General features: G+C 56.1%; 1 protein-coding gene and 3 pseudogenes. 2 read left to right on the top strand and 2 right to left on the bottom strand.

Annotated elements, in window-relative coordinates; genetic code table 11:
* The first annotated feature begins 517 nt into the window (after positions 1-517).
* A complete protein-coding gene (locus tag ASD36_RS18490; RefSeq protein WP_060511817.1) occupies positions 518-871 on the top strand; it encodes a hypothetical protein in 354 nt (117 codons plus the stop codon).
* Positions 872-1,211: 340 nt separating this feature from the next.
* Here ASD36_RS18490 and istA read toward each other — a convergent pair.
* Positions 1,212-2,062: pseudogene (gene istA, locus ASD36_RS30285) on the bottom strand (IS21 family transposase); the annotation flags it as partial.
* Positions 2,063-2,244: 182 nt separating this feature from the next.
* A pseudogene (locus ASD36_RS18480) lies at positions 2,245-3,666 on the bottom strand (IS3 family transposase); the annotation flags it as partial.
* A gap of 31 nt (positions 3,667-3,697) precedes the next feature.
* On the opposite strand from ASD36_RS18480, the pseudogene ASD36_RS31785 reads away from it, so the two are divergent.
* Positions 3,698-3,795, top strand: a pseudogene (locus ASD36_RS31785) (transposase); the annotation flags it as partial.

Raw genomic sequence — 3,795 nt, 5'->3', positions numbered from 1 at the left:
GGCCACAACTGATCCAGACCAACCCGCAACCGACATCGAAGCCCCTCCCATCAAACACCGGAAGTGAATCACGATTTCAATGTAAACGCAACTGTAGTATTAGAACAAGTTGTCAAGCGAGAACGTTACGCCGCTGTTCGAGCTGCGAATTGGCGCTGACCTGGGTGGAGGTTGACGGCCAGGCCGAGGTTATCGACTGACGCTCACAGAACAAGCGTGATCGTATTCTCCGACACCCAACGTGCGATGCAAAAACATCCAGCCCGATCAAGACGCGGCGGCGCGGCGGGATGGGGCCATTCGCGGCGTCAAGAGCGATCAAGCCACTTGCACAAACCGGCCAGCTTCCCGGTTTAGATCTCGATGAGTCACAAATCACCGAGCGGGGCTTTTCAAACCTCGTTTTTTGACTATGCTGCGATGCACAATACAACTCATGACAATATTGATAAGCGAAAATTATCATTCCGCCATTACCCATTGCAGGGAATATTGCATATATTAGCTGGAGATTAAATTGTTTCTGCAAAAAATACTCTTGTCTCTCCCAACGAAGACCGCCGATAAAACTGAAGAAGCGGGCCATGAATTGGTAAGCTTCTCATTATTCGAGGAAGAGACTTATTTAGCAATCTACCCGGATGTGGCTCAGGCTGTGGAGCAGTCTGCGTTTTCATCTGGCTTACAACATTTCCAACTGTTCGGGCTCGCGGAGGGAAGGTTTCCCGGTTTCGCCGAGTTTGGCTGGGAGGAGTATCTAAGCGCGAATCCGGATTTGGCAGGTTTTCGTGACGAACCTGATCCGGAGGCAAAAGCGAGACAGCATTTCAGACACGCCGGGTACGCTGAAGGAAGGAAAACGAAGCCTTGAGCTAGCCAGCGGCGATCATTACCCCGCCCGAAAGTGCCTCCAGGCCATTTGCGCAGTGTCGAACCGACCGGATGGAAGGTTGGCGATTGAAATTCCGCATGCTTCGTTGTAGGAAGTTACTGCCTGTGGACCTCGAACGCTGCAGGCACGGAAGAGCCTCCAGGCATCGCTTGTGAGGCTCTTTTTTTGCTTAGGGTATTTTCTGCCAGTGCCGAATGCCTGAGACGGCCGTCTCACTCATATAGGCAACAATGCCACCGATCGTCAGACCGGCGAGCGCAATGAGCCCGCTGATGCCGACGCCGAGCGTCTTCATACGCTTCCACTCCTCCAAAGCTGGCGAGACGACACGCTGGGTCGTCGCGTGCTTCCTTGGATTGGCGACGGTGTCGAGCCAGTGCCGGAGCTGGGCGTTCATGTCGTCGAGATTGCGGAACGAACGAGCGAGGAAGAAGTCTTCGCGGATATACCGAAACGGCCGCTCGACCTTGCCTTTTGTCTTGGCTCGGTAGGCCTTGCACGCCTTAGGATGAAATCCATAATGGCGGGCCAGGTCGATGAGAGCACGGTTGTAGATGATGCCCTCCGTCTGACCTTCGCCGATAACGGCAGTCTTCATCCGGTCGTAGAGCACCTCCCGCGGCGCACCACCAAACGCCTCGAAAGCGGCGATGTGGCAACGTAGGACGGTCGGCAGATTCTGATGCAAGACGAAGCGTGCCCAGATGAGACGGCTGTGACCCAACACCATCGAGAACAACCAGACGATCCTTGGCGTCATTGGCTCGTCGGTGAAAACGACATGGAACTGCGCGAAATCGACTTGGGCCTGTTCGCCTGGCGGCGTCTCGAAGCGAACTTCGAAGCCTGGATTTGCCGGAGGTCGCACGTCACGAAGAAAGTCCGTGACGGCGGTGTAACCGCCGGCATAACCTCGATCCCGGAGGTCTCGGAGCAACCGACTGCCAGTGAGGCCGGGATAGGTCTTCACCCGCTCCCGCAGGTATGAAGCAAACGGATCGATAACCGGCGCGCGAGGCTTTCTCGGTCCATAAGCCGGGCTTCGAGGCCCCGCTCTATGTACTTGCGCACCGTCTTGCGATCGATGCCGGTTTCTCTGGAAATAGCTGACACTGTCAGGCCCTGCTGATGCAGATCCAAGATCATGATCGTCTCCCTCAGCCTGATCACCAATATCCCCCTTCCGACCATCGGAAGGAGTATTGACGATGACGCGCCGCTGGTCTTCCGGGGCGCGCCCCGGAAGACCAGCGGCCGCAGCACCTGGGGAAGATTCAAACGGCGCTATGGAGGTGCGGACGAATTCTTGGACTGCTTACGCTGCAATTCCGAGGTTCCGGCGGTATTCCGTCGTCAAGCGTCGTATTGATCCAGTCGCGATGGTAGTACATCTCGTTTTTTAGCCGTCCAAAGAAGCCCTCGCAGGCTGAGTTATCCGGTGAGCACCCTTTGCGTGACATGGAGCGGGCCAGCTGCGCATTGTGCATGCGCGACAGCCAGCCAGGCCAGTGATAATGGGCACCGCGATCAGAGTGCACAACTGGACGCTCGGAAACGCTGATCGTTTCGATTGCGGCATCGAGCATTGTGTTCACGAGTTCTGCGTCTGGACGTGTGCTCACGGACCAACTGACAACAAGCCCGTCGAAGCAATCGATAATAGGCGACAGATACACTTTCCCCGCCGGCAACTGGAACTCCGTGATATCGGTAAGCCACTTCTCGTTTGGCCTTGCAGCGTGGAAATCACGATTGACCAAATTTTCTGGTGCAGCGTCTAGTGCCCCTTGGTAGGACGTGTACCGACGCCGCTTCACGGTGGCGACGACGAGCTGCTCCTGCTTCATCAGCCGGCGTACGACTTTTTCGGAAACCTGCTCTCCTCTCCTGGTCAGGGCCGCATGAATGCGTCTGTAGCCGTAACAGTTACGATTGGCTTCGAAGAGAGACACAATGGTTTGGCGAAGCTCGGCGTATTGGTCATCAAGGCAAAGCAGAGACCGATGATAAAAATAGGAGCTGCGGGCGAACTCAAGCCGCGTGAGGAGTTCTGGTAACGCATAGATCTGTCTCAGGGCATCAACCAGCAGGGTCTTTTCCCGGTTTGCCAGGAGCCGCAGGTCGATGCCCAGATCTTTTTTTATGAGTTCGTTAGCCTTCTTCAGCAGGTCGTGTTCGAGTTGAAGGCGCTGCACATCTCTACGTAGCGCCTCGAGTTCACGCTCGAGTTCGTCTCGGCTGGCTGTCGGTGGTAATTCGCGACGGCGTGTCATGGATGCAGGGACCTCACGACCAAGTTTCTGGTTCTTCCAGTCGTACAACGTCTGCCGGCTCACGCCTACCTTCTGAGCCACCGAGCGGGCACTCTCACGCCGAGAGCACAAATCGATCACGGCCGTTCGCTTCTGTTGCTCCGATCTCGGAATAGCGGTTGCGTTGCTGCTGAGAACTCGTCGCCTGCCATCGGGTTCATATTCGTCGATCCAAGCCGAGAGCTTTCCACGGCAAGGGTAGCCAAGCGCCTTGATGGTCCATGCCATGCAACGACCGTGGCTCAGATAGTGCTCGACGGCAATCCGCTTCTGCTCATCCGAATACCGTTGTTTGGTGCGAACATAACCTGCCGACAAGCCGGGACCGCGTTCGTACTCGCGGCACCATTGCTTGAGAGCATTCTTCGTCGGATAGCCCAACTGACGGATCGTGGCCTTCACGCGTCTACCAAGCTTGATGTAGAGCTGCACGGCTCTCATGCGGTCTTCGTACGAATACATCCTGTTAGTCCAAGAATTCGTCCGCACCTCCCTGGCTTTCTGTTGGGCACATGGGCGCAGAAAGCTGATCAAGGCCACGCCAAAGAGCGGATCACCCATCGTCGACGAGGCGCTCATTCGCATCGCCGC

Source organism: Rhizobium sp. Root1334, assembly GCF_001426665.1.
Lineage (GTDB): Bacteria > Pseudomonadota > Alphaproteobacteria > Rhizobiales > Rhizobiaceae > Pararhizobium.
Note: the sequence above shows the minus strand (reverse complement) of the source record. Positions and strands in the feature narration are given on the sequence as shown.